18 protein-coding genes and 2 pseudogenes are annotated in these 24,039 nt (G+C 72.0%); 8 read left to right on the top strand and 12 right to left on the bottom strand.

Features of this window, described 5'->3' with window-relative positions; all coding sequences use genetic code 11:
* Window positions 1-8: 8 nt before the first annotated feature.
* Window positions 9-1,622: pseudogene (locus tag OHB00_RS05200) on the bottom strand (SpoIIE family protein phosphatase); the annotation flags it as partial.
* On the bottom strand, window positions 1,514-1,804 hold the full coding sequence (locus OHB00_RS05195) for a PAS domain S-box protein (RefSeq protein ID WP_406431688.1): 291 nt from the start codon (window positions 1,802-1,804) through the stop codon (window positions 1,514-1,516). The pseudogene OHB00_RS05200 and the gene OHB00_RS05195, both read right to left, overlap by 109 nt.
* A gap of 272 nt (window positions 1,805-2,076) precedes the next feature.
* Here OHB00_RS05195 and OHB00_RS05190 point away from each other — a divergent pair, with 272 nt between their 5' ends.
* Window positions 2,077-5,178: a glycoside hydrolase family 2 TIM barrel-domain containing protein gene (locus tag OHB00_RS05190; RefSeq protein ID WP_406431686.1), complete on the top strand. Its 3,102-nt coding sequence runs from the start codon at window positions 2,077-2,079 to the stop codon at window positions 5,176-5,178.
* Window positions 5,179-5,205: 27 nt separating this feature from the next.
* Here the strand turns inward: OHB00_RS05190 and OHB00_RS05185 are convergent.
* A pseudogene (locus tag OHB00_RS05185) lies at window positions 5,206-5,856 on the bottom strand (2OG-Fe(II) oxygenase); the annotation flags it as partial.
* On the opposite strand from OHB00_RS05185, the gene OHB00_RS05180 reads away from it, so the two are divergent.
* The 4 genes from OHB00_RS05180 to OHB00_RS05165 all read left to right on the top strand — a co-directional run bounded on the left by OHB00_RS05180 (window position 5,759) and on the right by OHB00_RS05165 (window position 8,919).
* Window positions 5,759-6,055: a hypothetical protein gene (locus OHB00_RS05180; RefSeq protein WP_406431684.1), complete on the top strand. Its 297-nt coding sequence runs from the start codon at window positions 5,759-5,761 to the stop codon at window positions 6,053-6,055. The pseudogene OHB00_RS05185 and the gene OHB00_RS05180 overlap by 98 nt on opposite strands.
* 144 nt (window positions 6,056-6,199) lie before the next feature.
* Complete coding sequence (locus OHB00_RS05175; protein WP_351711856.1) at window positions 6,200-6,439, top strand: hypothetical protein; 240 nt, start codon at window positions 6,200-6,202, stop codon at window positions 6,437-6,439.
* A gap of 3 nt (window positions 6,440-6,442) precedes the next feature.
* Window positions 6,443-6,820 (top strand): toxin Doc, encoded by a 378-nt coding sequence (locus OHB00_RS05170; RefSeq protein ID WP_406431682.1) that lies wholly within the window; start codon window positions 6,443-6,445, stop codon window positions 6,818-6,820.
* A 467-nt stretch (window positions 6,821-7,287) separates the two neighbouring features.
* Window positions 7,288-8,919: an RICIN domain-containing protein gene (locus tag OHB00_RS05165; RefSeq protein ID WP_406431680.1), complete on the top strand. Its 1,632-nt coding sequence runs from the start codon at window positions 7,288-7,290 to the stop codon at window positions 8,917-8,919.
* A gap of 146 nt (window positions 8,920-9,065) precedes the next feature.
* Here OHB00_RS05165 and OHB00_RS05160 read toward each other — a convergent pair whose 3' ends face one another.
* Window positions 9,066-9,602 (bottom strand): hypothetical protein, encoded by a 537-nt coding sequence (locus tag OHB00_RS05160; RefSeq protein WP_406431678.1) that lies wholly within the window; start codon window positions 9,600-9,602, stop codon window positions 9,066-9,068.
* A 325-nt stretch (window positions 9,603-9,927) separates the two neighbouring features.
* On the opposite strand from OHB00_RS05160, the gene OHB00_RS05155 reads away from it, so the two are divergent.
* Window positions 9,928-10,350, top strand: a complete 423-nt coding sequence (locus OHB00_RS05155) for a protease inhibitor (RefSeq protein ID WP_406431676.1) — start codon at window positions 9,928-9,930, stop codon at window positions 10,348-10,350.
* A gap of 134 nt (window positions 10,351-10,484) precedes the next feature.
* On the opposite strand, the gene OHB00_RS05150 is transcribed toward OHB00_RS05155, so the two are convergent.
* Both OHB00_RS05150 and OHB00_RS05145 read right to left on the bottom strand, forming a co-directional pair.
* Entirely contained in the window at window positions 10,485-10,868 is a 384-nt protein-coding gene (locus OHB00_RS05150) for an STAS domain-containing protein (RefSeq protein WP_406431674.1), read from the bottom strand.
* Window positions 10,869-11,151: 283 nt separating this feature from the next.
* Window positions 11,152-12,654 carry an MFS transporter gene (locus tag OHB00_RS05145; RefSeq protein WP_406431672.1) on the bottom strand — a complete coding sequence of 501 codons (1,503 nt, stop codon included), beginning with the start codon at window positions 12,652-12,654 and terminating at the stop codon, window positions 11,152-11,154.
* Between the two features lie 275 nt (window positions 12,655-12,929).
* On the opposite strand from OHB00_RS05145, the gene OHB00_RS05140 reads away from it, so the two are divergent.
* Entirely contained in the window at window positions 12,930-13,100 is a 171-nt protein-coding gene (locus OHB00_RS05140) for a hypothetical protein (RefSeq protein ID WP_406431670.1), read from the top strand.
* Between the two features lie 4 nt (window positions 13,101-13,104).
* On the opposite strand, the gene OHB00_RS05135 is transcribed toward OHB00_RS05140, so the two are convergent.
* The 5 genes from OHB00_RS05135 to OHB00_RS05115 form a co-directional block, all read right to left on the bottom strand.
* Window positions 13,105-15,921, bottom strand: coding sequence for an NHLP bacteriocin export ABC transporter permease/ATPase subunit (locus OHB00_RS05135; RefSeq protein WP_406431668.1), 2,817 nt, complete (start codon window positions 15,919-15,921; stop codon window positions 13,105-13,107).
* Between the two features lies 1 nt (window position 15,922).
* Window positions 15,923-18,145, bottom strand: a complete 2,223-nt coding sequence (locus tag OHB00_RS05130) for an NHLP family bacteriocin export ABC transporter peptidase/permease/ATPase subunit (protein ID WP_406431666.1) — start codon at window positions 18,143-18,145, stop codon at window positions 15,923-15,925.
* The gene (locus OHB00_RS05125; RefSeq protein ID WP_406431664.1) at window positions 18,142-18,948 is read right to left on the bottom strand and encodes an HlyD family efflux transporter periplasmic adaptor subunit; all 807 of its coding nucleotides are present in this window, start codon (window positions 18,946-18,948) and stop codon (window positions 18,142-18,144) included. Before OHB00_RS05125 ends, OHB00_RS05130 begins: the two co-directional genes overlap by 4 nt.
* 94 nt (window positions 18,949-19,042) lie before the next feature.
* The gene (locus tag OHB00_RS05120) at window positions 19,043-19,258 is read right to left on the bottom strand and encodes a type A2 lantipeptide (protein WP_351327472.1); all 216 of its coding nucleotides are present in this window, start codon (window positions 19,256-19,258) and stop codon (window positions 19,043-19,045) included.
* 491 nt (window positions 19,259-19,749) lie between these two features.
* Window positions 19,750-20,163 carry a PaaI family thioesterase gene (locus OHB00_RS05115; protein WP_406431662.1) on the bottom strand — a complete coding sequence of 138 codons (414 nt, stop codon included), beginning with the start codon at window positions 20,161-20,163 and terminating at the stop codon, window positions 19,750-19,752.
* A 207-nt stretch (window positions 20,164-20,370) separates the two neighbouring features.
* On the opposite strand from OHB00_RS05115, the gene OHB00_RS05110 reads away from it, so the two are divergent.
* The gene (locus tag OHB00_RS05110) at window positions 20,371-21,792 is read left to right on the top strand and encodes a S1 family peptidase (RefSeq protein ID WP_406431660.1); all 1,422 of its coding nucleotides are present in this window, start codon (window positions 20,371-20,373) and stop codon (window positions 21,790-21,792) included.
* A gap of 91 nt (window positions 21,793-21,883) precedes the next feature.
* Here OHB00_RS05110 and OHB00_RS05105 read toward each other — a convergent pair whose 3' ends face one another.
* A complete protein-coding gene (locus OHB00_RS05105; protein ID WP_406445617.1) occupies window positions 21,884-24,037 on the bottom strand; it encodes a SpoIIE family protein phosphatase in 2,154 nt (717 codons plus the stop codon).
* Window positions 24,038-24,039 lie beyond the last annotated feature (2 nt).

The raw sequence follows: 24,039 nt of genomic DNA, 5'->3' as shown, positions 1-24,039 counted from the left end.
GCGGGCGGCTAGGGGACGTCGTCCTCGTGGAGGGACAGCTCGGCCCAGATGGTCTTGCCCTCCGCGGTGTGTCTGGTACCCCAGCGCTGGGTCAGCTGGGCCACCAGCAGCAGACCGCGTCCGCCCTCGTCCCAGGTCTTGGCCCGGCGCAGGTGCGGAGCCGTGTGGCTGGTGTCCGAGACCTCGCGGATCAGGGTGGCCGAGTCGTGGATCAGACGGAGCCGGATGGGGTGGGCGCCGTAGCGGATGGCGTTGGTGACCAGCTCGCTGACCACCAGCTCCGCCGCGAAGGCGGCCATGCTCAGGTTCCACATGTCGAGCTGCTCCACGACCTGCTTGCGGACCGGGGCGACCAGGGCGGGGCCGGCGGGGACGTCCCAGGACGCCACCCGGTCCGGCGGCAGGCCCTGGGTGCGGGCCAGCAGCAGCGCCGCGTCGTCGGCCGCGCCGCCCGGCGGCAGCAGGACGTGCAGGATCCGGTCGCAGGTCTCGTCCAGGGAGTCGCTGTACGCCGCCAGCGCCTCGTGGAGAAGGCGGCGGCCGGTGTCCGGGTCCCGGTGCCGGGAGGTGATCAGACCGTCCGTGAACATCGCCACCACCGTGCCCTCGTCCAGCGCCACCTCGGCCGACTCGAACGGCAGCCCGCCCAGGCCCAGTGGGGGACCGGCGGGCAGGTCCAGCCGGTGGGGCTGGTGGCCGGGGCGCAGCAGGACGGGCGGCGGGTGGCCCGCGCGGACCAGTGTGCAGCGCCGCGACACCGGGTCGTAGACGGCGTACAGGCAGGTCGCGCCGACCTCGCCGTGGCTGCCTTCGCCGCCCTGCTCCTCCGAGAGCCGGAGCACCAGGTCGTCGAGGTGGGTCAGCAGTTCGTCCGGGGCCAGGTCGATGTCGGCCAGGGTGCGTACGGCGGTCCGCAGCCGGCCCATGGTCGCCGACGCCTGCACTCCGTGGCCGACGACGTCCCCGACGACCATGGCGACCCGCAGTCCGGACAGCGGGATCACGTCGAACCAGTCGCCGCCCACCCCGGCCCGCGCCGCCGGCGGATAGCGCGAGGCGGCCTGCAGGGCCGCGGTACGCGGCAGCAGACTGCGCTGCAGGGCCAGGGCGGTCTCGCGCTCGCGCGAGAACCGGCGGGCGTTGTCGATGCAGACGGCGGCCCGGGCCGTGATCTCCTCGGCGAGCAGCACGTCGTCCGGGCCGAACGGGTCGGGCCGCCGGTGCCGCCTGAACACCGCGACGCCCAGCGTGGTGCCGCGGGCCTGGATCGGCACGGACATCGAGGAGTGCACGACGAACTCGCGCACCCGCTCCCCGCGGAGCTTGTTCCAGGCCAGAAACTGGTCCAGCTCGCCGGAGGCCACCGAGGCCACGATGGTGTGCCCCGTGGTCAGCGAGTCGGCCTGCGGCGAGCAGGCCGGGTAGACCTCGGTCTGCCCGGGCTTGAGGACCGCCTCGGGGATGCCGGGCAGCACGGACCGGTGCGCGGTGCGGCGCAGGGTGACCGGTGCGGTCAGCCGGGTCGGGTGGTCGCCGCCGCTCTCCGGCGGGTCGAGCAGGTCGACGGTGACGAGGTCCGCGAGCGCGGGGACGCAGACGTCCGCCAGCTCCTGAGCCGGGCGCCGACGGGCGCGCGCGGTGTCACGTCCCCGGCGAGCAGGAGCGCCGCGGGCCGGCCGACGACCTCCTCGGCCGGGTGCCCGAGGAGCCGCCGCGCGCCCTCGTTCCACTCGGTCAGCGTGCCGTCCTCGTCGATGACGGCCCGGGCCGTCGCCGCATCGTCGAACGGATAGACCCGGCTCATCTCGCCACTCCCAAGCGCACACTCACAGTCAACAGGTGCACCACTCGTGTTCAGGGTAGTGCTTCGGACCCTGTCGCGACCGGCAAGCGACGGCGGCCGGTCGGTCGGGGGCCGGGGCTGTCCGGGGTGCCGAACGGGGACCGGGCGACGGGACGAAAGGGGTGGGAGACGGCTTCCGGACCCTTGACGGGCCCACGTGTCGCCCCGTCAGAATCTGTTTGTTCACGATCAGTTGTGAGTAGTTCTGGGTCCTGATGAGGGAGAGCCGCACCATGACGGTCACTCGCAGATCGGTTCTGGCAGCCGCCACGGCAGCCCCGACGGCCGGCGCCCTTACGGCCGCTCCGGGCGCCTGGGCGGCGCCGGAGACAGGTACGTCCTCGCAGGTCACCGGCCGCCGCACGGTCGCCCTGCGGGACGGCTGGCGGTTCGCGCTGGTCAACCCGGGCGGGATCACCGACCCGACCGGCGCCTACGCGGACGCCGCCGACCCCGGCTACGACGACTCGGCCTGGCGCCAGGTAGCCGTACCGCACGACTGGAGCATCGAGCAGACCCCCACCACCGACCACGGCACCACCAGCGGCACCGGCTTCTTCCCGGGCGGCCTCGGCTGGTACCGGCTCGCCTTCACCCTGCCGCCCGGCTACGCCGGCAAGCGGATCTCGGTGGAGTTCGACGGCGTCTACATGGACTCGTACGTCTACTGCAACGGCACCCAGGCCGGCCATCACCCCTACGGGTACACCGGCTTCGCCTTCGACCTCACCGGCCTGCTGCACACCGACGGCAGCACCGAGAACGTCCTCGCGGTCAAGGTGCAGAACCAACTGCCCAGCAGCCGCTGGTACTCGGGCAGCGGCATCTACCGCGAGGCCCGGCTGGTGGTGACCGACCCCGTGCACGTGGCGCGCTGGGGGACGTATGTCACCACCCCGGACATCACAGCCGAGCGGGCCGTGGTGCGGGTGCGGACGGCCGTCGTCGACGAGTCCGGCGCGGGCGCGGACGTCACCGTCCTGACCCGGATCGCCGACCCGGACGGCCGCACGGTCGCCCGTACCACCTCCACGGTCGCCGTCACCGGCTCCGGCGGGACCACCGCCACCCAGGAACTGACCGTTGCGAAGCCGAGGTTGTGGGACATCGAGACCCCGCACCGCTACACCCTGCACACCGAACTCCGGGTCGGCGGCACCACCACCGACACCTGCCGCACGGTCTTCGGCATCCGCAGCTACCGCTTCGACCCCGACGAGGGCTTCTCCCTCAACGGCGTCCCCACCAAGATCAAGGGCGTCGACCTCCACCACGACCAGGGCGCCCTCGGCGCGGCGATCAGCGCCGACGCCGTGCGCAGACAGATGACCATCATGAAGTCGATGGGCGTCAACGCCTTCCGCACCTCGCACAACCCGCCCTCGCCGCAGATGGTCGAGGTCTGCGAGGAGTTGGGCATCGTGATGATGGTGGAGGCCTTCGACTGCTGGCGGACCGGCAAGACCAGGTACGACTACGGCCGCTTCTTCGACGAGTGGTGCGAGGCCGATGCCACCGAGATGGTCCTCGCCGCGCGCAACTCGCCCGCCGTCGTCCTGTGGTCCATCGGCAACGAGATCCCCGACTCCACCTCCACCGCAGGCCTCGCCATGGCCGACCGGATCATCGCCGCCATCCGGGCCGCCGACGACACCCGCCCGCTGGTCATCGGCTCCGACAAGTACCGCAGCGTGCCGAAGCAGGGGTCCGCCGCCGACCTGATGCTGGCCAAGCTCGACGGGCTCGGCCTCAACTACAACACCGCCAAGTCCGTGGACGCGCTGCACGCGGCCTACCCGCACCTCTTCCTCTTCGAGTCCGAGTCCTCCTCAGAGACCTCGACCCGCGGCGCCTACCAGGAGCCGGAACACCTCAACACCGGGGAGAACCACACGCCGGGCCGCCGCGCCACCTCGTCCTACGACAACAACCTCGCCTCCTGGACGATGAGCGGCGAGTACGGTCACAAGAAGGACCGGGACCGCAAGTGGTTCACGGGCCAGTTCCTGTGGTCGGGCATCGACTACATCGGCGAGCCGACGCCGTACGACGTGTTCCCGGTGAAGTCGTCCTTCTTCGGCGCCGTCGACACGGCCGGCTTCCCGAAGGACATGTACCACCTCTTCCGCAGCCAGTGGGTGAGCGAGCCGATGGTGCACCTGGTGCCGATGACCTGGAACCACGAGGCGGGGGACACGGTCGAGGTGTGGGCGTACGCCAACGTGCCCTCCGTCGAGCTGTTCCTGAACGGAGAGTCCCTGGGGACAAGGGAGTTCGACACCAAGACCACCACCGACGGCCGCACCTACCTGGAGACCACCGAGGCGACCGGCGACGACAAGACCTTCACCACCGGCCCCTACCCGGGCAGCTACACCAGCCCCAACGGCAGCGCGGGCAAACTGCACCTGACCTGGAAGGTGCCCTATCGGCCGGGCGAGTTGACGGCGGTGGCCCGACGCGGCGGAAAGACGGTCGCGACCGACGTCCTGCGCACCGCCGGCGCCCCGCACGCCGTCCGCCTCACCCCCGACCGCAAGTCCCTGGCCGCCGACGGGCGTTCGCTGGTCTTCGTCACCGCCGAGATCGTCGACGCGCACGGAGTGGTGGTCCCCGACGCCGAGCACCTCATCTCCTTCGCCGCGGCCGGCGGTTCGCTCGCCGGACTCGACAACGGCCGTGAGGAGAGCGCCGAGCGCTACCAGGCCGGCACCCGTACCGCCTTCCACGGCAAGGCGCTCGCCGTCGTCCGTTCCGGTACGAAACCGGGCGCACTCAAGGTGACCGCGCGGGTGGACGGCCTGCGCGCGGACACCGTCACCGTGCACACCACCCCCGCCCGCTCGGTGGCCCGCACCCCCGCCCCCGACTTCGGCCCGGACCACCCGGCGCCGCCGGACTACCCGTACCCGGACGCCAGTTACTCCGGCCGCCCGGACACCCTCCCGGCAGCCATGCTGGACGGCGACCCGGCCACCGGCTGGTCCAACGCCTTCGCCAAGTCGGCCACCGCCCTGCTGCCCGCGTTCAGTGGCGCCCGCACCTCGGACTGGGTGTCGGTCGACTACGGGCGCACCCGCACCTTCGACCGGGTGGACGTCTCCTTCACCGTGGACGCGACCCACGCCCTGCCCGCCTCGGTCGAGGTGGCCGTCTGGGACGGCACGGCCTACCGGGCGGTGCGGGACACGGCGGTGGACTGGGCCGCCTCCTCGGACACGCCGACCGTCATCACCTTCGGCCAGGCACGGGGCTCCCGGATCCGGCTGACCCTGACCAGCGCCCACCCGGGTCAGACCTCGGGCGCGGTACGGATCAGCCGCCTCGACATCTGAGGCCGCGGGCGGTCCGGGCAGCCCCTGGGCCGCGTCGTGGAAGACCAGTCCCAGGGTGCGGCGGCGACCGGAGCGGACCGTGCTCACGCCGTGCCGCATCGCCCCGGCCGACCAGCCGCGTCGGGTGCGCACGGGGTGGTCGCGGGTGGTGAAGACCAGCCCGTGGCCCTGCCGGAGAGGGGTCGCGGTGCCCCGGGACTGGGCGCGCGGGCGCTGCTCGACCATGAGGAACTCGCCGCCCGTGTAGTCCTCGCCGTGCACGTCCAGGGCGACGACCACCTGGAGCGGGAAGACCAGGTCGCCGAAGACGTCCCGGTGCAGGGCGTTCCAGTCGCCGGGGCCGTAGCTCAGCAGGATCTGGGCGGAGCGGTCCTGGCCGGCCGCGTGGCAGCGCTCCAGCCACTCGTCCAGAGAGTCGGGCCAGGGAGCCGGGCGGTCCAGGCGGGCCGCCCAGTCCCGGGCGACCGGCAGCAGCCGTGGATAGAGCGCGGCGCGCAGCGCGGCCACCGGTGCGGGCAGCTCGTGGGTGAAGTAGCGGTACTCGCCGGATCCGAACCGGTGCCGGGCGAGGTCGACCGTGGTGCGGAACAGCTCCGGCTTCTCGTACAGCGCGGCCAGTTCGCGGCACTCCGCCGGGGTGAGCAGGGCAGCGGTCGGGGCGCTGCCGAGCTCGTCCAGCCCGGCGGCCAGCGCCGCCCAGTCGGTGCCGGCCACGCGCCGGCGGGCCTCGGTGCGGGTGACGGTCATGGCGGTTCCCTTCGTCAGCGGTCGCTCAGCCGAGCATCGGCTGATGGCAGGGCCGGACCAGCGGCAGGAGGCCGGCGCCGACCGCCGCGCCCACCGCCCGGCTCTCGGCCGGGGCCGTGCGGTCTCCTGATGTCGTGACACCGAGTCTGGTGCGGCGGCGCGCCGCTGACCGGCGGAAAACGGACATGGCCGTCAGGCTCCTCAGGTACCTTGACGAGCCTGTCTTGACCTGCGGGTATTTACGGTGGAGTACCCGCGCGGTACGGTGAAGGGCATGCCAGCTCTCAACGTGGAGTTCAGCGACCGCGAACTTGAGGACCTCAGGCAGATAGCCAAGGAGCGCGGTACGTCCATGAAGGCCCTCGTCCGTGAGGCGGCCGCCGCCGACATCGCCCGGCACCGGGCCCTGCAGGAGGGGGCGGAGGAATTCCGCCGCTTCTTCGCGGCGCACGCCGCCGAGTTCGCCGCCGCGTTCCCCGACGACGAGCCGCCCGCGAAGGGCGAGGCCGCCTGAACCATGCCGCCGGTCATCCATATCGACGTGCCCTGGCTGCTCCAGCGCCATGAGGAAGTCATGCCGGAGCAGCCCACCATCAACGACTTCTCCGCGCTGGTCGCCGCCGTCGCCCGGCACCGGGTCGACCCGCCCAGGCTCGGCGTGGACTCCGACGCGGCCTGGCGGGCCGCCGCCCTGCTGCACACCCTCGCGCTGCTCAAGCCGCTGCCGGCGGCCAACGCCCGGTTCGCCTGCGCGACCGCCGTGGCCTACATGTACGTCAGCGACGTCGGCATCGACCCGCCCTACGGCGCCCTCGTCGACCTCGCCCGCGACCTGATGAGCGGCAAGGCCGACGTCTACGCGGCGGCGGACCGGCTCCGTTCCTGGCAGCTCTGACGCCTGCCCGGACGTGCAGGCAGAGCTGCCCCCACGGCTCTCGGGGCCGCCGGCCGAGGGCGGGAGGAACGGGGCCGGCGGCCTGTTTCGCGCGGAAGAGCCGCCGTTCCGCGCGGGGCCTCGTGAGGAGGGCCGGGCATCAGTGGACCACCCGGGCGGGCGGGCCGGGAGCGTGCGCGCGGGACCCGCGCGGGCGCGCGGTTCACACGGGGTGCGTGGAAAGGTGAATGCGGCCATGCAGGGGCAACAGCCACGGCCGCCTTTCTGACTTTCTGTCAATGCTGTCGATGTTGTACGGGCGCCTTGTTGCTTGTGTGAGACTTGTGCGAGGGTGAATACCCGCGCGGGGGTAATGGCCTGGTCCATTTCGGCAGTTGGGGAACGCGACCGACACCGCGTCGGCGAATTCCCGCTCCCCGCAGGCGCACCGAAGAGGTACGCACCACCGCACCAAAGGAATCCGCTCCGTGCCCACCCCCCACCCGCCTCGCCCTCCCTATCCGCCGCCGGGCGGTGGTACGGGGGAGTCCGACGAGTCCCTCGCCGCCCCGCTGCGAGCCGGATCCGACATCGAGGCCTCCCGGTCCGCCGCGCTGCTCATGGCCCGGCACTGGCGACCCGTCCAGGAGTACGCGGCCATCTGCCTCGCCGTCTCCGGGCCCATCGCGCACATGGTCGCGGCCGCCGCCTTCCATCAGGTCCTGGACCGGGTGGCGCTCGGCGAGACGGCGGACGCGATCCGGCCGCGCCTGCTGGTCTCCGTCCGCGACACGGTCGCCAACTGGTCCGCGGAGGACCGAATAGCGGAGGTTCTTCCCGACCTCGGGAAACCGGCCGGCGGCCGCGGTATGCGTGCCACGAAGTCCCTGACTCCGGAAAACCGCGCCCTCGCGGAGCGTTCATTCCTGGGCCTTCCGGCGCTCGCCCAGAGCCTGCTCTGGCATGCCGAGGTGGAGGCGGAACCGATAACCGTACCGGCCGGTCTGTTGGGCATGGACACGGCAACCGCATCGGCGGCTCTCGAAGACGCCCGGGAGAAATTCCGCGAGGGCTGTGTCCGCGCCCACCGGGATCTCGCGCCGTCCCAGGAGTGCCGCTACTACAACCGGCTGCTGGATGTGCCGATCCGCCGCGGCGGCGCCCTGCTGCCGGACGTCCAGGAGCACCTGGCGCAGTGCCCGTACTGCCGGGCCGCCGCCGAACAACTCGGCCATGTCGACGGCGGATTGGGCGTGCTGCTCGTGGAGGCGGTGCTCGGCTGGGGAGCCCGCCGCTACCTCGACTCGCGCCCGGGCCGCAAGGGCGGCGAGGAAGCTCCCGGTACCCGCGCCGCCGCCCGGCGCGCCGGAGGCGGCGGCCGCCGCCGCGCGGCCGCCCGGACCCGGATCCTCGCCCGCATCCCCGTGCCGGTGCGCCGCCCGCCCGGCTCCTGGTCGTCGAAGACGCTGCTGACCAGTGTCGGCGTGGCCGGCGCGGGGCTGCTCGCCTCCGTCCTCGCCGTCAGCACGCTGTCCGGCGGCGGTGACGGCAGCGACGCGGTCGCCACCGCCGGACAGGTGCCCGGCGGCTCCGAGCCCGAGGCGACGCCCACCTCCGGGACGGCCGGGCTGCCCGCCGCCGACCACACGACCCGGCTGCGCAACGCCGCCGCCCAGCTCTGCCTGGACATCAACGGCGACCCGGCGGCCGGGGCGAGCGTGGTGCTCGCGGTGTGCTCCTCTGCCTCGACCCAGCAGTGGACGTACGAGAGCGACGGTGAACTGCGCAGCGCGGCGGGCAAGGATCTGTGCCTGGACTCGCACGCGGATGCCGGTGTGGTCATCCTCGGCACCTGCGCCGCGGCCGGCGCCGAGCGCGGCGAGGACGTGCGCTACGACCTCACCGTCCAGGGCGAGCTGCTGCCCCGCTGGGACGAGACCCTGGCCCTCGCCACGGGCGGTGTGGACCCCGGCTCGGACATCGTGGTCAAGGTCCGCGACCACACCAGCGGTCAGCACTGGCTGACCGACGCCCCGGCGCCGTCCCAGAGCCGCGGCTCGCTCTCCATCGCCGGAACCGGCGGCCCGTCCGCACAGCCGGCGGAACTGGCCGGCCACTAGACGCTCAGCTGGAATCGCCGCGAGGCGCCATCGTTCGTCTGCGGCGCCGTCGCGGCTGGTCGCTCCCCCAAGTTCTCGGCTTCGCTCGAACCCGGGGGGACCCCCAGCGCGGCGGTAGCCGCACATGCAGTACGGCCCCGCGCCCCTTACGGGGCGCTGCTGTCGGCGTCCGGGCCCTGGGCCCGGACCCGCTCGACGTGCTCCAGCGACTCCCGCAGTTCGGTCAGCCAGTCGTCGGTGTGCCGCTGGACCAGCCGCACGCACCAGGCCAGCGCCTCACTGCGGCTGCGTGCCACACCGCCGGCGATCAACGTGTCCAGCACCTGACGCTCGGGCTGGCGCAGCCGGGTCATCACCGGCGCGGCCACATGCGTGAACAGCGCCCGCTGCCCGGCGCACTCCACACCCCAGGAGACCTTGCGCCGGAACTGGTGCTCCGCCTCCCTGGCCACGGCCATCCGGCTCTCCCGGGTGCGCTCCCGGAACTCCTGGATCCGGCCCTGCACGGCCGACTCCCGCTCGGCGTCCGACGCGTCGTCCGCCGGGTCGGGTCCGGGGATCCGGCCGATGACGGTGACCTCCTCGCGGTCGACCGTGACCTCCACCAGCTCCTCGAAGAGGTCGTCGGGCAGGCGGCCGGTGAACCAGCCGCGAAGCTTGTCTCGCTGCTCCTGCGTAATCATGTAATGACGATTACTCCGTAGCGGCACGAAGGCAAGGGCTTGCGGGAAAGTCCGCCGACAGCGGAAGCGGAATGTTTCAGGACGATTAACGAGGCGGTGAGATCCGGCCATCCAGCCGCTTCGGGCGATCAAGACCCGCTCCGTTGTGCGGTCGACGCGTCCCCGTTCCGTGACTTCGCGCCACTGATTCAATACGCAATGTTACTGAAACCTGTGGGTGGGATGTGTGTTTCGGCTGCGGACTCGGCAGAGTGGCGCCCGCCGTCCCCGGCACCCACCGGGCCGAGGGGCGGCACCCGTCGAATCGAGCGGAAGGATGCACACAATGCGAACCACCGCGCGCTGGGCAGCGACCCTCGGCCTCACGGCCGTCGCCGTCTGCGGACCCCTGACGGGGGCCGCCGTCGCCGCCCCGAGCTCGCTCTACGCCCCCTCGGCCCTGGTGCTCACCACCGGCCACGGCACAGACGCGGCCACCGCCACGCCCGAGCGCGCCGTCACCCTGAACTGCGCCCCGAGCGCCTCCGGCACCCACCCGGCCGCCGCCGAGGCCTGCGCCGAACTGCGCGGCGCCGGCGGTGACTTCGACGCTCTGGCGCCGAACAGCGACGTGTGGTGCACCAAGCTCTACGACCCCGTCGTGGTCACGGTCGAGGGCGTCTGGCAGGGCAAGCGCGTCTCCTACGAGCGCACCTTCGGCAACCAGTGCATGAGGGACGCCTACGGAACGCACGTCTTCGCCTTCTGAGCCCGGGATCGCACGGTCCTCGTGACTGCCGGACAGGTCCGCAACTGGGGAGTGCGGCCCCTGGAGCGGGGAACCTGCGATCCCGCACCGGGGGGCGGACGGGTGGTGTGGGGCTGCCCGTCCGACCCCCGGCATCACCGCCGCTCCCCGGCGTTCCCGTCCCGGGGAACGCCGGGGAGCGGCGGAAACCGCCCCAGCAGCCCCGTGGCCCGTAACAGCCGCGGAAACCGGGGCCCTTCGCACACCAGCCGCAGCCGCCCGCCCCGCTCCCTGGCCCGCGCCTCGGCCCGGCACAGCACCCGCAGCCCCGAGCAGTCGAGAAAGTCCAGCCGCCGCAGGTCGACGAGCACATCGGGCTCGACTCCGGCGGTCGCCGCGAGCAGATGCTCGGCGAGCAACTCCGCACTGGCGATGTCGACCTCGCCGTACACCTCGACGACCAGACATGTCCCGCTGCGCAGGGTGCGCGCACAGGAGTTGACGGCGGGCAGCCCCGGATCGTCGGCTTCCGGCGTCATCTCGGAGCCCCCCCTCGCCGGGGCGGATATGGGCCGAGTTGTTACCCGCTGGGAGCGCGAGCCATCCCTGGTGCGGGCGGCGCAAGATCAGGTTCACTCGACAGTGTGAACTTCAATGAAGTGGCTTGACCTGGCGCCCCTTTAGGGGCGCGTGACTGTATCGACATGCGGCTCCGCCGCGTGGGCGCGAACGGCCCCCACCGGCCCGCGGACAACAACGGTGAGGGGCCGCCGTCTCCCTGCTGACGGTGACCCCTCGGTCCGTGCTGCGGCTCCGCGCACGTCACATGTGAACAACCGGCGCCGCGTCCGCGTCCTGCTCCGGCACCCCCTTGCGGAACAGCAGGAAGGCGATGACCGCGCCGGCCGCGAACATCCCGGCCGACCACCAGAAGGCGGTCGTGTAGCTCTCGATCGTCGCCTGCGCCTGTACCAGCTTGCTGGTCGCGTCCCGGCCGGCCAGGTAGTCCGTCGCCGCGCTCGCCGCGAGCGTGTTGAGCAGCGCCGTACCGATCGAACCGCCCACCTGCTGCATGGCGTTGACCGTGGCCGAGGCGACACCCGCCTCGTCGGCCGTCACTCCGCCCGTGGCCAGCTGCATGGCCGCGGGCATGACCAGGCCGAGGCCGAGGCCGGTGATGATCAGCTGCGGGAGCACCGCGCTGACGTAGCTGGAGCCGACGCCGATGTCGGTCAGCCAGGCCATGCCGGCCGCGGAGACCGCGAAGCCCAGCGGGACGACCGCCTTCGGCCCGATCCGCGGCACCAGGATCTGAGTGCCGGCCTGTGCCGTCACCATGAGGGCGCCGATCATCGGCAGGAACGCCACACCGGTCTTCGTGGGGCTGAAGCCGAGGTTCAGCTGCAGGTAGTAGGTGAGGAAGAGGAACACACCGAACATGCCGCCCGCGGAGATCAGCACGGCGAGGAACGAGGCCGCCCGGTTGCGGTCCAGCAGGATGCCCAGCGGCAGCAGCGGGTGCTTGGCCTTGGTCTGCCACCAGGCGAAGGCAGCGAGCAGCATGACACCGGCGACCAGGAAGCCCCAGGTCAGCGGCGAGTTCCAGTCGTGCGTCTCGGCGTTGGAGAAGCCGTAGACCAGTGAGAACAGACCGGCCGCCACCAGGACCGTGCCCGGCACGTCCAGCTTGGCGTTGCCGGCGTCACGGTGGTTGGTCAGCAGCAGCCAGCCGCCCGCGAAGGCGACGACGGCGATCACGACGTTCACGTACAGGGTCGAGCGCCAGTCGAACGTGTCGGTGAGGACACCGCCGAGCAGCAGGCCCACCGCGCCGCCGGCGCCGGCGATGGCACCGTAGACACTGAAGGCCCGGGCCCGCTCACGGGCGTCGGTGAACGTGGTGTTGAGCAGCGAGAGCGCGGTCGGGGCGAGCAGCGCGCCGAACGCACCCTGCAGGGCGCGCGCGGTGACCAGCATCCCGAAGCCGGTGGCGGCACCGCCCAGGGCGGACACGGCGGCGAAGCCGACGACGCCTATGAGGAAGGCGGTCTTGCGGCCGAACAGGTCGGCGATCCGCCCGCCGAGCAGCAGCAGGGAGGCGAAGCTGAGGGCGTACGCGGTGACGATCCACTGCCGGTTGCCGTCGGAGAACCCGAGGTCGGCCTGGGCGGACGGAAGGGCGATGTTCACGATGGTGGCGTCGAGCACCACCATCAGCTGGGCGACGGCGATGACCGCGAGGATCCACCACCGCTTCGAGGAGGCGACCGGCGGTGCCTCCTCGGCACCGACGCGGGTGTCGTCGGTCAGAGTCTTCTCAGACATGCGGGAACCACTCCAGGGAAGTCGTTCGGGAGTTATCAAGAAGCCGCTTCAGTGACGCGGCGCCTACAGAACCGCGAACGAAACGGTTTCGTACACATCGAGCGTAGACCACTTTCAGCGAAACGGCAACGTTTCGCTGCCCTGTCCGGCGAACTCCCGCACCGGACAGGGAACGGCGAGTGTGCCCACCGGGCGGCGCGGGGAACCGCGCGCGCAGGCCCCACCGGCCTGGACTGCGCGCACGACAGTCTGGCGCTTCGTCACCGCACGGGGCCGTGCTCGCCGTCGATCGGCCCCGGAGCCTCACCTCCGACCGGGGCGACGACGAGATCCGCTTCGACCTGGAGGGAGCCCGCAAGAGCGCAGTCATCGCGACCTGGAAGGAGTACTACCGAAGCTGTCCCGACGCCGGCCTGCCCGCAGGCGCCCCCACCCCGGGCGCCTGATCTGTCAGGCGAGCTGCCGCCGCACCAGCTCGTGCAGCCGCCCGCCGGTGTCGGCGAGCAGCTGGGCCGGCGGGCCCTGCTGGGCTACCTTGCCGTCCTCCATCACGATGACCCGGTCGGCGTCCATGACCGTCGACAGCCGGTGGGCGATGACGATGCGGGTGGCGTTCAGCTTGCGGGTGCTCTCGATGACCGTGCGCTGGGTGTCGTTGTCGAGCGCGCTCGTCGCCTCGTCGAAGAACAGGATGCGCGGGCGCCGGATCAGCGCCTGGGCGATCATCAGCCGCTGCCGCTGGCCACCCGAGATCGCGCCGCTGCCGGCGACGATCGTGTGCAGCCCCATCGGCATCCGCCTGATGTCCTCCGCGAGCCCCGCCATCTCGGCCGCGGCCATCGCCTCCTCGGGGGTGTACGGTTCGGTGCCGCAGATGACGTCCAGGATCGAGCCGGTGAACGGCTGCGCGTGCTGGAGCACCACCCCGCACTGCCGGCGGACCGCCGACTGGTCCAGCGCGCCCAGGTCCTGGCCGTCGTACAGCACGCTCCCCGAGACCGGCTTGTCGAAGCCGATCAGCAGCCGCAGCAGCGTCGACTTCCCGCAGCCGCTGGGGCCGACGACCGCCACGAACTCACCCGGGCGGATGGCGAACGAGACGTCGTCCAGGACCAGGGGACCGTCGTCCGCGTACCGGAAGGAGAGACGGCGGGCCTCGACGGCGCCCGACAGCGGGCCGGGGCGGGTGCTGGCGGTGCGGACCTCCGGGGCGGCTTCCAGGACCGGCTTGATCTCCTCGAAGAGGGGGAGCGCGGCCACCGCCGACACGAAGGAGCCGGTCAGCTGGGTGACCGAGGTGAGCAGCATCGTCACCGACGTGTTGAAGGTCAGGAAGGCCGCCGCGTCCATGGCGCCCTTGGCCGGACCCGCCAGCAGCATGAACATCAGCAGAGTGCAGACCGGGAGGTAGACCGAACCCAGCACCGAGGTGAGGTTCTTGATCCGGCCCACCTTCTGCTGGAGTTCCCGGCTGCGCGCGAACTCGCCCGCCCAGGCGGCGTACGCGTAGTTCTCGGCCGCCGCAACCCGCAGTTTCGGCAGCCCGCGCAGGGTCTGGAACGCCTGGTTGTTCAGCTTGTTGCCGAGCACCACGAGCCGGCGCTGCCAGCGCACCTGCCACAGCCCGAGCCCGAGGAACAGGGCCGCGATGACGACGAGCATGGCAAGGGCCGCCAGCGCCATCGGCACGCTGTACCAGAACAGCAGGCCCAGGTTCATCGCCCCGACGGTCAGCGACTGGGCGACCACGGGGCCGACCCCCGCCAGCAGCCGCCGGATCGCGCTGACGCCCATCGCCGCGCTGGCCAGCTCACCGGTCGAGCGCTGGGTGAAGAACCTGGTCGGCAGCCTCAGCAGCCGGTCCCAGACGGCCGGCTGCAGGGTCGCCTCGATACGGCCCTCCAGGCGGAGGATGGTCAGGTTCTCCAGGAGCGTGAACGCGGCCGACACCACCGCGCTGATCATCACCGCCAGGCAGACCTGCACGATCAGGTCCGTCTGGGCCTTCGGCACGTAGTCGCCCAGCACCTTGCCGGTCGCGATCGGCACCAGCGAGCCGATCGCCACGGTCACCAGCCCGGCAAGGAGCAGGCTGCCGAGGTCGCCGCGCGTGCCGCGCATGCTGAACCGGAGCAGGCCGAGCGGGCTGAGCGCCTTGTCGGGCAGCGGACGGTAGAACATCACCGCGCGCGGCTCGAACTCCGCCGCGTTCGCCTTCTCGATCGGGGTCTCGCGACCGGTCGCCGGATGGACGGCCACATAGCCGCCGCGCCGCCACAGCAGCGCGACGGGAGCGCCGGACAGGGCACGGTGTCCGACCAGCGGGCCGACGTTCTCCCGCCACCAGCGGCCGTCCAGGCGTACCGCCCGCGTCCGCACCCGGGAGGCGAGGGCCACTCGCTCGACCGGGTCGATGCGGTCGCTCTCGGTGCCGGACTGCGCGGGCTCCGCGAGGGTGATGCCGGCCGCCTCGGCGACCAGCCTGCAGGCCGCGTAGGAGGCGTCGGCGTCGGCGGCCGTGGTGCGCTTGGCCGCCTTGCCGATGGCGGCGAGGAGTGTGCGGTCGGCCTGGGCCCGGACCGCCTCACCGGCCTTGATGCCGGCCGCCGCACGCGTCTCGTGGGTGCGTTCCGTCTGCTCGATCCACCGGTCCAGCGTGGTGAGCAGCCGGTACTGCTGGTCGACCATGCTCTGCCACAGCGCCGGGTCCATCAGCAGGTCGGCGGCCGCCTCCGCGCCGTACAGCGAGCCGTACTGCACGCTGCCCGGCGGCACCTGCATCCAGAAGACGTCGTCGTCGGTCGGGGCCGCGGCGCGCTCGCTCGCGGTCATCGGGGCCTGGAAGAGGATGGACAGGCCACGGCCGACGCCGAGGGCGAGGGCGTACTCCAGGGGACTGCTGGCCGGCGGGACGTACTGGGGGTTGCCGTACTCGTCGTAGGACCAGGTCTGGGTGTTGGAGGGCTGGTACAGCTCGCGCAGGCCGACGCGGTGCACGACGCAGTCGCGCAACGGGCGTGCCACCAGGGTGTGTTGTGGTCCCGTGACCGGGCCGAGCAGCAGTGAGCCGGCCTCCAGACGGCCCAGGTGGTGCCAGTGGCCCTGCTGTTCGGCGTCGACCGCGAACAGGTCCAGGGCGCCGGCCGCCACCAGCCACAGCGTCTGCGGGCCTTCCAGGTCGAGGCGGTTGAAGCCGGTGCAGTCGATCCGGGCGCCCAGGGAGCCGAGTGCGCCGAGAACCAGGTCGCCGCCGTCCACAGTCGTCATCTCATCGCTCCCTGACCAGCGCGGCGTACGACCCGCCGTGTGCCACCAGCTCGTCGTGCCGCCCGCGCTCCACGATCGTGCCGTGCTGCAGCACGACGATCTCGTCGCTGTCGCGCACCGTGCTCAGCCGGTGCGCGATGACGACGCAGGCGCAGCCGCGGCGGCGCAGGTTGTCCATGACGACCAGCTCGGTCTCGGCGTCCAGGGCGCTGGTCACCTCGTCGAGGACGAGGATGCTCGGCCGGCGTACCAACGCCCGCGCGATTTCGAGGCGTTGACGCTGGCCGCCGGAGAAGTTGCGGCCGTCCTGCTCGACCTTGCTGTGGATGCCACCGGGCCGCCGCGTCACCACGTCGTAGAGGGCCGCGTCCCGCAGCGCCTCCACCACCGCCTCGTCCGGGATGGACGGGTCCCACAGCGCCACGTTGTCGCGCACCGAGCCCTCGAAGAGGAAGACATCCTGGTCGACGAAGGAGACGGAGGCGGCGAGGGCACCGCGCGGGATGTCCTCCAGGCGCTGTCCGTCGATGCGGATCACGCCCTCCCAGGGGGCGTAGAGACCCGAGATCAGCCGGGACACCGTGGACTTGCCGCTGCCCGAGCCGCCCACCAGAGCGACCTGGCGGCCGGGGCCGACGGTCAGGTCGAAGCCGGTGAGCAGCGGCTTGTCCAACGGGCTGTAGCCGAAGGTGATGTTCTCCAGCTCGACGTGGCCCTGCAGCCGCCGGGTGGACTCACCGGCGCCGGGGCGCGCGTAGACCGGGTCCGCCTGGAAGTTCTCCACGTCCTTGAGGCGGGCCACGTCGGCCGCGAAGTCCTGGATGCGGCCCGCGACGCCGTTGAGCCGGGTCAGCGGGGCGGTGAAGCGGGTGACCAGGGACTGGAAGGCGACCAGGAGACCGACCGAGATACCGCCCTCGACCGCCCGCATGCCGCCGATCCACAGGATCAGCGCGCTGTTGAGAGTCGCGAGCGTCGGCGCCACCACGCCCAGCCAGGCGCTCGGCACACCGAGCCGCTGCTGCTCCTCCAGGGTGGCCGCGTGCTGCCCGGCCCACCTGCGGAAATAGCCGTCCTCGCCGCCGGTCGCCTTCATCGTCTCGATCAGCTGGAGACCGGTGTAGGAGGTGTTGGTGAGCCGGGCGGTGTCCGCGCGCAGCTTGGCGGTCCGGGTCGCGCGCAGCCGGACGACGAGCCGCATGGCCACGATGTTCAGCAGCGCCACGCCGATGCCGAGGAAGGTGAGCTGCGCGTCGTAGGTGTAGAGGAGTACCGCGTACAGGACGACGACCACCGCGTCCACGCCGGCCGCCGCCAGGTCGCGGGCCAGGGTCTCGGCGACCTGGTCGTTGGACTGCAGGCGCTGGACCAGGTCGGCCGGGCTGCGCTGGGAGAAGAAGGTCACCGGCAGCCGCAGCAGATGGCGCAGGAAGCGGGCGCTGGACAGGGTGGAGGAGACGATCCGGCCGTGCAGCAGGTTCGCCTGCTGCAGCCAGGTCAGCACCAGGGTGAGCAGGACACAGGTGCCCATCGCGGCGAACAGCACGGTGAGCAGCGAGGTCTGGCCGCCGATGAGGAAAAGGTCGATGTACTGGCGGCTGAGCGCGGGCACCGCCGCGCCCACGACCACCAGCAGCAGGCTGGCCAGGACGGCGGCCGGCATGGTGCCGGCCGTGCCGCGCAGCCGGGCCGGCATCGCGCCCAGGACGCCCGGCCGCCGGCCGCCCCTCTCGAAGCCGTCGCCCGGCTCCAGGACCAGCACGACGCCGGTGAAGCTGCCGTCGAACTCCTCCATGGGCACGAACCGCCGGCCCTTGGCGGGGTCGTTGACGTAGACGCCCCGGCGGCCGAACCGGCGGCCCATGCCGTCGAAGACGACGTAGTGGTTGAACTCCCAGAACAGGATCGCCGGCCCCTGCACGTCGGCGAGGGCGGCCAGGTCCATCTGCATGCCCTTGGCCGTGAGGCCGTAACTGCGGGCCGCCTTCAGCAGGTTGCTGGCGCGCGAACCGTCGCGGGAGACACCGCAGGCGATGCGCAGCTCCTCCAGCGGGACATGCCGCCCGTAGTGGCCGAGGACCATGGAGAGGGAGGCGGCGCCGCACTCGACGGCCTCCATCTGGAGCACGGTGGGCGTGCGCACCGTCCGGCCGCGGCCCTTGGGGACCGGACGCTTGGGCGGGGCGGCGCGCCGGCGGCCGCGGGTCTCCTGGGCGGTGGTCACGGGAGCAGCCAATCGACGGGACGCTGGTCGGCCAGCCGGATCGCACCCGAGGCCAGGGTCATGGAGTCGAGCCTGAACGGCGGCCCGTCGGCCGAGGACCACTGGTAGCCGCTCTTCGTCTTCCCCGACGGGTCCAGCCGGACCAGTACGGCCACCGGGCGGCCCTTCTTCGTGAACTGCTCGCCGAGCTGGCTGTCCCCGAGGAACGCCGAGATCGACTGGGCCGACTGGGCGCTGCGGTCCACCGACTTCACATGGCCGCGCAGCACGCCGTACTCCTGCGTCGACACCGACGACACGGTCAGGTCGACCGGGGCGTTCGCGGGGATGGCGGAGGCGTTCTCGGCGGGGACGTAGACCGTCGCGTACAGCGGGTCCGAGCCGTGGGCGATCTTCTCCACGGCGGCGACGTTCGTACCGGTCTGGATGATCTGCCCGATGGTCGCGGCGAGCGCGCTGATCCGGCCCGCGGCGACCGTGCGCACGACCGAGTCGCCCTGACCGGTGTGCACCTTCAGGACGGGGGAGTTGGCCGGCAGCCGTTCGCCCTGCTCGGCGAGGACCGCTGTGACCTGCCCGGCGACCGGGCTCTGCAGGATGTAACTGCCCTGCCCGTGGGTGAGGATCGCCTGTGCGCTCACCGTGGAGGCGACCGAACCGGTCACCGCCCACACCGAGGCAGCCGCCATCACGACGACCGAGACGGACAGCGCGAGCCAGCCCTGCGGTCGGGCGAACCGCACGGGGAGATCGAGTTCCTCGGGCGACTGGAGCTTGGCGAGGGCCTGTTGGCGGAACTGCACGGAACTTCCCTCACAGGGCAACGGGATGTTTCAGAGCGCCCGAGAGCCCCGGGGCCGGGATCCGGCTCCGGGACTCAGCGGCAATGAGGTGCGATCAGATACCGGCGACCAGGTTCGTGACCGGCTGGGTGTTCAGGCCGGTGACACCCTCGACGGTGCCGACAACCGTGTTGACCAGACCGGAAACCGGGGCGACGCCGTCCACCAGGCCCGTGACGGTGCCGAGGGCGTTCACGGAGAGGCCGCCGGAGACGTTGTCGAGCTCGGCGTCGGAGATCTCGACGGTCTCGACCTGGGGGGTGGAGTTCATGGTGGAACTTCCCTTCATATGGATATTCACAAGGGGGAGAGCGGCCCCCGACGCCCTTCAGGGACGAACACGGCCCTTGGGGGGACGAGCGAACGGCCGCGACCGCGAGCGCCGGGCGCCCGTTTCCGGGAGCCCTTGGCGGCCCCCGCGGTGCGATGGATCAAAGCACGCCCACGGTCCGCGCTTCCAATCAACCAGGCGTCTCACCTGGGCACTTGAGTCCCAGAAGGGTTCATCCGTGCAGGCGCGCGCACCGCTTGTCGGCGACTCCTTCACAAGCCGCACCACTTTGCCCCCGCCGCACGGCTTGCCCACCCGGCGGCGAATCCGGCACTCCGGGCCAAGGGCGCGGCAGGGGGCGTGCGGTTGTGCAGATCCGCCCTTCCCCGTGACTCGCTTGGGAATGGGATGTGCAGATTCCCTGAAGCAAGGATTCCGGTCCGTGATCGCAACGGATCGTCAGTGATCGGTTGCTTACCGTGTCGGCCCGGTCACCCCAGCAGCGCGTAGACCGTGCTCGCCCGGGCCGCGAGCGCGCCCGACCTCTGGTCGCGCATCGTGATGTCGGCGAACGCCATCCGGCGGCCCAGTCTGGTCAGCACCGCTTCGATCAGGACATCCGAACCGCTCACCGCACGCTGGAACGAGGTCGACTGCTGCACCGTCGTCATCGGCACGAAGCCGCCCCGGGCCACCGAGACCGCGATCACCGTCGCCGTGTCGGCCGCCGCCATCAACGCCTGCCCCGACAACCCGCCACCCTCCCGGGACAGCCGCTCCGACCAGGGCAGACGCAGCGTCGCCCGGTCCTCGTCCACCGCCTCGACGACCAGCTGGAGGTCGAGCACCCAGGGGGCGAAGTTGGCGGAGAGGATCTTGTCGGCTTCGGCGGTGGTCATCGTCATATGGGGGATTGTTCCCGGTCCGGCGCCCTGGCACGCGCAACCACTCCGCGACCTGCGCCGCGTGGCCGATTCGCCGCCGGTGAAAGGAAGTTAAGAACCGGAATTGAACGCACCACGTGACCCGCCCGTACCTATGGCCATCCAGGCGCCGCTCACGAACGACTGCCCCGCAACGGCAGACACTCCGTCCCTTGGAGGTCGAGAAGTTTGAGTCACAAGCGAATTCCGAAGCGCAAGGCCGCTATCGCGGTGGGCGGTGTCGCGGCGCTCGGCGCTGCGGCCTTTCTGCTGCCGATGGCCAACGCGTCCCAGGACAACGCCTCCGGCGCCACTGCCACCGCTCCCAAGACGCTCAAGTCGGCGAACGACGCCTCGGACCTTGCCGCGCAGCTCCAGGACCTCCTCGGGCAGGCCTTCGCCGGGTCCTACTACGACAGCGGCAAGCAGCAACTCGTCGTCAACGTCATCAGCGGCGACAACAACGTGGTCGTCCAGGCGGAGAAGGCCGGCGCGGTCGTCCGCCAGGTGCAGAACAGCAACTCCGAACTGGCGGCCGTCGCCCAGACCCTGAAGACCAAGGCGACCATCCCGGGCACCGCCTGGGCCGTCGACCCGAAGACCAACAAGGTCGTGGTCACCGCCGACTCCACCGTCACCGGCACCAAGTGGGACACGCTGCAGTCGACGGTCCAGAGCCTCGGCTCGAACATGGCGACCCTCAAGAAGTCGTCGGGCACCTTCAAGACCCTTGTCTCCGGTGGCGACGCGATCTTCTCCCAGGTGCAGGACGGCACCGTCCGCTGCTCGCTCGGCTTCAACGTCACCGCCTCGGACGGCAGCCCCGCCTTCCTGACGGCTGGTCACTGCGGGGTCGCGGCCAAGGACTGGTCCGACTCCGAGACCGGCCAGCCCATCGCCACCGTGGACCAGGCGCAGTTCCCCGGCAACGGCGACTTCTCGCTCGTCAAGTACGACGACGCCACCACCCAGGCGCCGAGCGAGGTCAACATAGGCAACGGCCAGACCGTCGCCATCAACCAGGCCGTCGACGCCACCGTCGGTGAGACCGTGTTCCGGATGGGCTCCACCACCGGGCTGCACGACGGCCAGGTCACCGGCCTCGACGCCACCGTCAACTTCCAGAGCGAGACCGACCCCAACGGCGTCGACACCGTCACCGGTCTCATCCAGACCAACGTCTGCGCCGAGGCCGGTGACAGCGGCGGCTCGCTGTTCACCCAGGACGGCGGCGCGGTCGGCATGACCTCGGGTGGCAGCGGCGACTGCACCTCCGGCGGCGAGACCTTCTTCCAGCCGGTGACCGCCGCTCTGCAGGCGACCGGCGCGACCCTGGGCGACGCGGGCGCGGGCGCCGGTGACGCCGGTGCCACGGCCGACCCGTCCGCCACCGCCGGTGACGAGAACGGTGCCGGTGACCAGGCCGGCGGCGACCAGATCGGCGGCACCGCCGACCCGTCCGCCACCGCCGCCGACCCGTCCGCCACCGCCGGCGACCAGAGCGGCACCGGTGACGCGACCGGCACGGGTGACGAGTCCGGGACCGGCGACGCGTCCGGCACGGGCGACCAGTCCGGGACCGGAGCGGACGGCACCTCGTCGTCCAACTGACCCATCGCGCGGCCTACCAGCGGTTCCCGGCCGACGGTGGACGGCCCGGCCCTCCGGCGGGGGGGCCGGGCCGGATCGCTTCCGGTGAGGATCAGCCGTCGGACTCGGCCCGCAGCAACAGCACCGCCACATCGTCGACCCGCTCCTGCGCCGCCGCACTGTGCCGCACGAGCGTGTCGGCGAGCTTGTCCAAGGGCTGGTCGCCGCTCTCCGAGAGCAGTTCCCCCAGATCGACCAGGGCGTCCTCGATGTCCACACCGGGGGACTCGACCAGCCCGTCGGTGTAGAGAGCGAGCACCGAGCCCGGCGCCAGCGACACCTCGGTCGTCGGGTAGGTCGCCTCCGAGTCGATGCCCAGCAGCGGGCCCCCGGCCAGGTCGAGCACCCGTACCCGCCCGTCGGGGCGTCTCAGCAGGGGCGGCGGGTGCCCCGCCCGGGCCATCACGGCACGTCCCCGCTCCGGATCCAGCCGCAGGTACAGACAGCTCGCGAACAGATCCGCGCCCAAGTCGATGAGCAGCTGGTTGGTGCTGCGCATCACCTCCTCCGGCGCCTGCCCGACGGTCGTGAAGGCCCGTACGCCGGTACGGATCTGGCCCATCAGCCCGGCCGCCGTCACGTTGTGCCCCTGCACGTCCCCGATCACCGCCGCCGCCAGCGGCCGGGTGGGCACCAGGTCGTAGAAGTCGCCACCGATCTCCATGCCGTGCATGGCCGGCAGATAGCGGGCGGCCGCCTCGATGCCGGACGGCGGGGCCAGCGAGTGCGGCAGCAGGGCCGCCTGCAGACCGTGCGCCAGCTGGTTCTTCGCGTCGTAGAGCAGGGCCCGCTCCAGCGCCTGCGAGATCAGTCCGCCGAGGCTGGTGAGCACGGCACGCTCGTCGGTGGGGAAGGCGTGCGGCTCGGCGTAGGCGAGGACACAGGTGCCGACCGGACGGCCCGACGCGATCAGCGGCAGGAACGCCCAGGCGGCGAACCCGTCCGGGGTCTCCTTGTGGTCCGGATACAGCCGTTCCAACTGCTGCTTCGACTCGAAGAACGCCGGTACGCCGGTGTTCAGGACATGGGCGCCGGGGTTCCGCTCGGCCAGCGGAAGGCCGTCGAAGCGCTCCACGATCCGCGGATCCTCGTACCCTCGATGGCCCAGCACGTGCAGCCGCCCGCCCCGGGAGCCGAGGACCACCAGGGCCTGGCTGCCGACGGCCGGGACGACCTCGTCCGCCACCAGCTGCACCACGTCCTGCACCCCGACGGCCTCCGTCAGCGCCCCGGCCAGACTCAGCACCTGCGAGATGGTGACGAGCCGATGCGCGGGCGTCGCGTCCGCGCGCGGCGCCGCGCCCACCATCTCGGCGACCGCCCGCGCCCGGCTGATCCGGGTGGTCAGCCCCGTCGTGCTCGGATACATCCGGAACGACAGCCAGTCGCCCGGCGGCTTCAGCGCCACGAACGACGTCACATGCTGGCTGATCAGCGCCGCCCGGTAACGGTCCTCGTACATCGGGTCGTTCAGCCACGGCACCGAGACCCACGGCTGGGTGCCCAGCAGATCGTCGACGGGCACCCCGAGCAGTTCGGCCGCCGCCGCGTTGGCGAAGCCGACCCGCCCGTGCAGATCGAGCGAGGCCAGCCCGTACGGGAGCCGCCCCACCATCCGCGCCGCCTCCACCGTGCCCAGCGAGCCCGCCGTCCCCGAGGGCGCCGCCAGCAGATCCGGCTCGGCGCGCAGCGCCCGGTTCTTCCGGGCGGCCCGCTCCAGCCGCACCGCCAGCCGGTCGCACGCCGAGGTCAGCGAATCCCGCTCCCGGTCGGACAGCACCGTGGGATGGGCGCCGGGCCAGGTCACGTACACCGCCCCGTACAGGGTGTCCGCCGTGGCCACGGGCAGCGCGGCCAGCGCGAACGGGTACGGCAGCACCACCGCGATGCGCGGATACCGGCGCACCATGTCCTCCTCGCCGCCCACCCACACCAGCCGCCGGTCGCGCGCCGCCTCCGCGACCGGGATCGGCGCGCTCAGCCCGACCCGCTCCCAGGGCGCCGCGAAGGCCCGGGGCAGACCCGCCGTCACCGCCATCTCCAGGACCGGCTCGTCGGCCGCCAGCAGGTAGACCGCGCCGGAGTGCGCCTGGACCTCCTCCATCATCGAGGCCAGCGCCAGCGACAGCAGGGGCCGGCCGGACCGGGTGTCGTCGGCCGCGGGCACCCCGGCGCCCGGCTCCGCTCCCGCCGAAGGCGCCCCCATCC

Origin of the sequence: Streptomyces sp. NBC_00631, assembly GCF_045206895.1 — a bacterium.
GTDB lineage: Bacteria > Actinomycetota > Actinomycetes > Streptomycetales > Streptomycetaceae > Streptomyces.
This window is presented reverse-complemented; position numbering and strand designations above follow the sequence as displayed.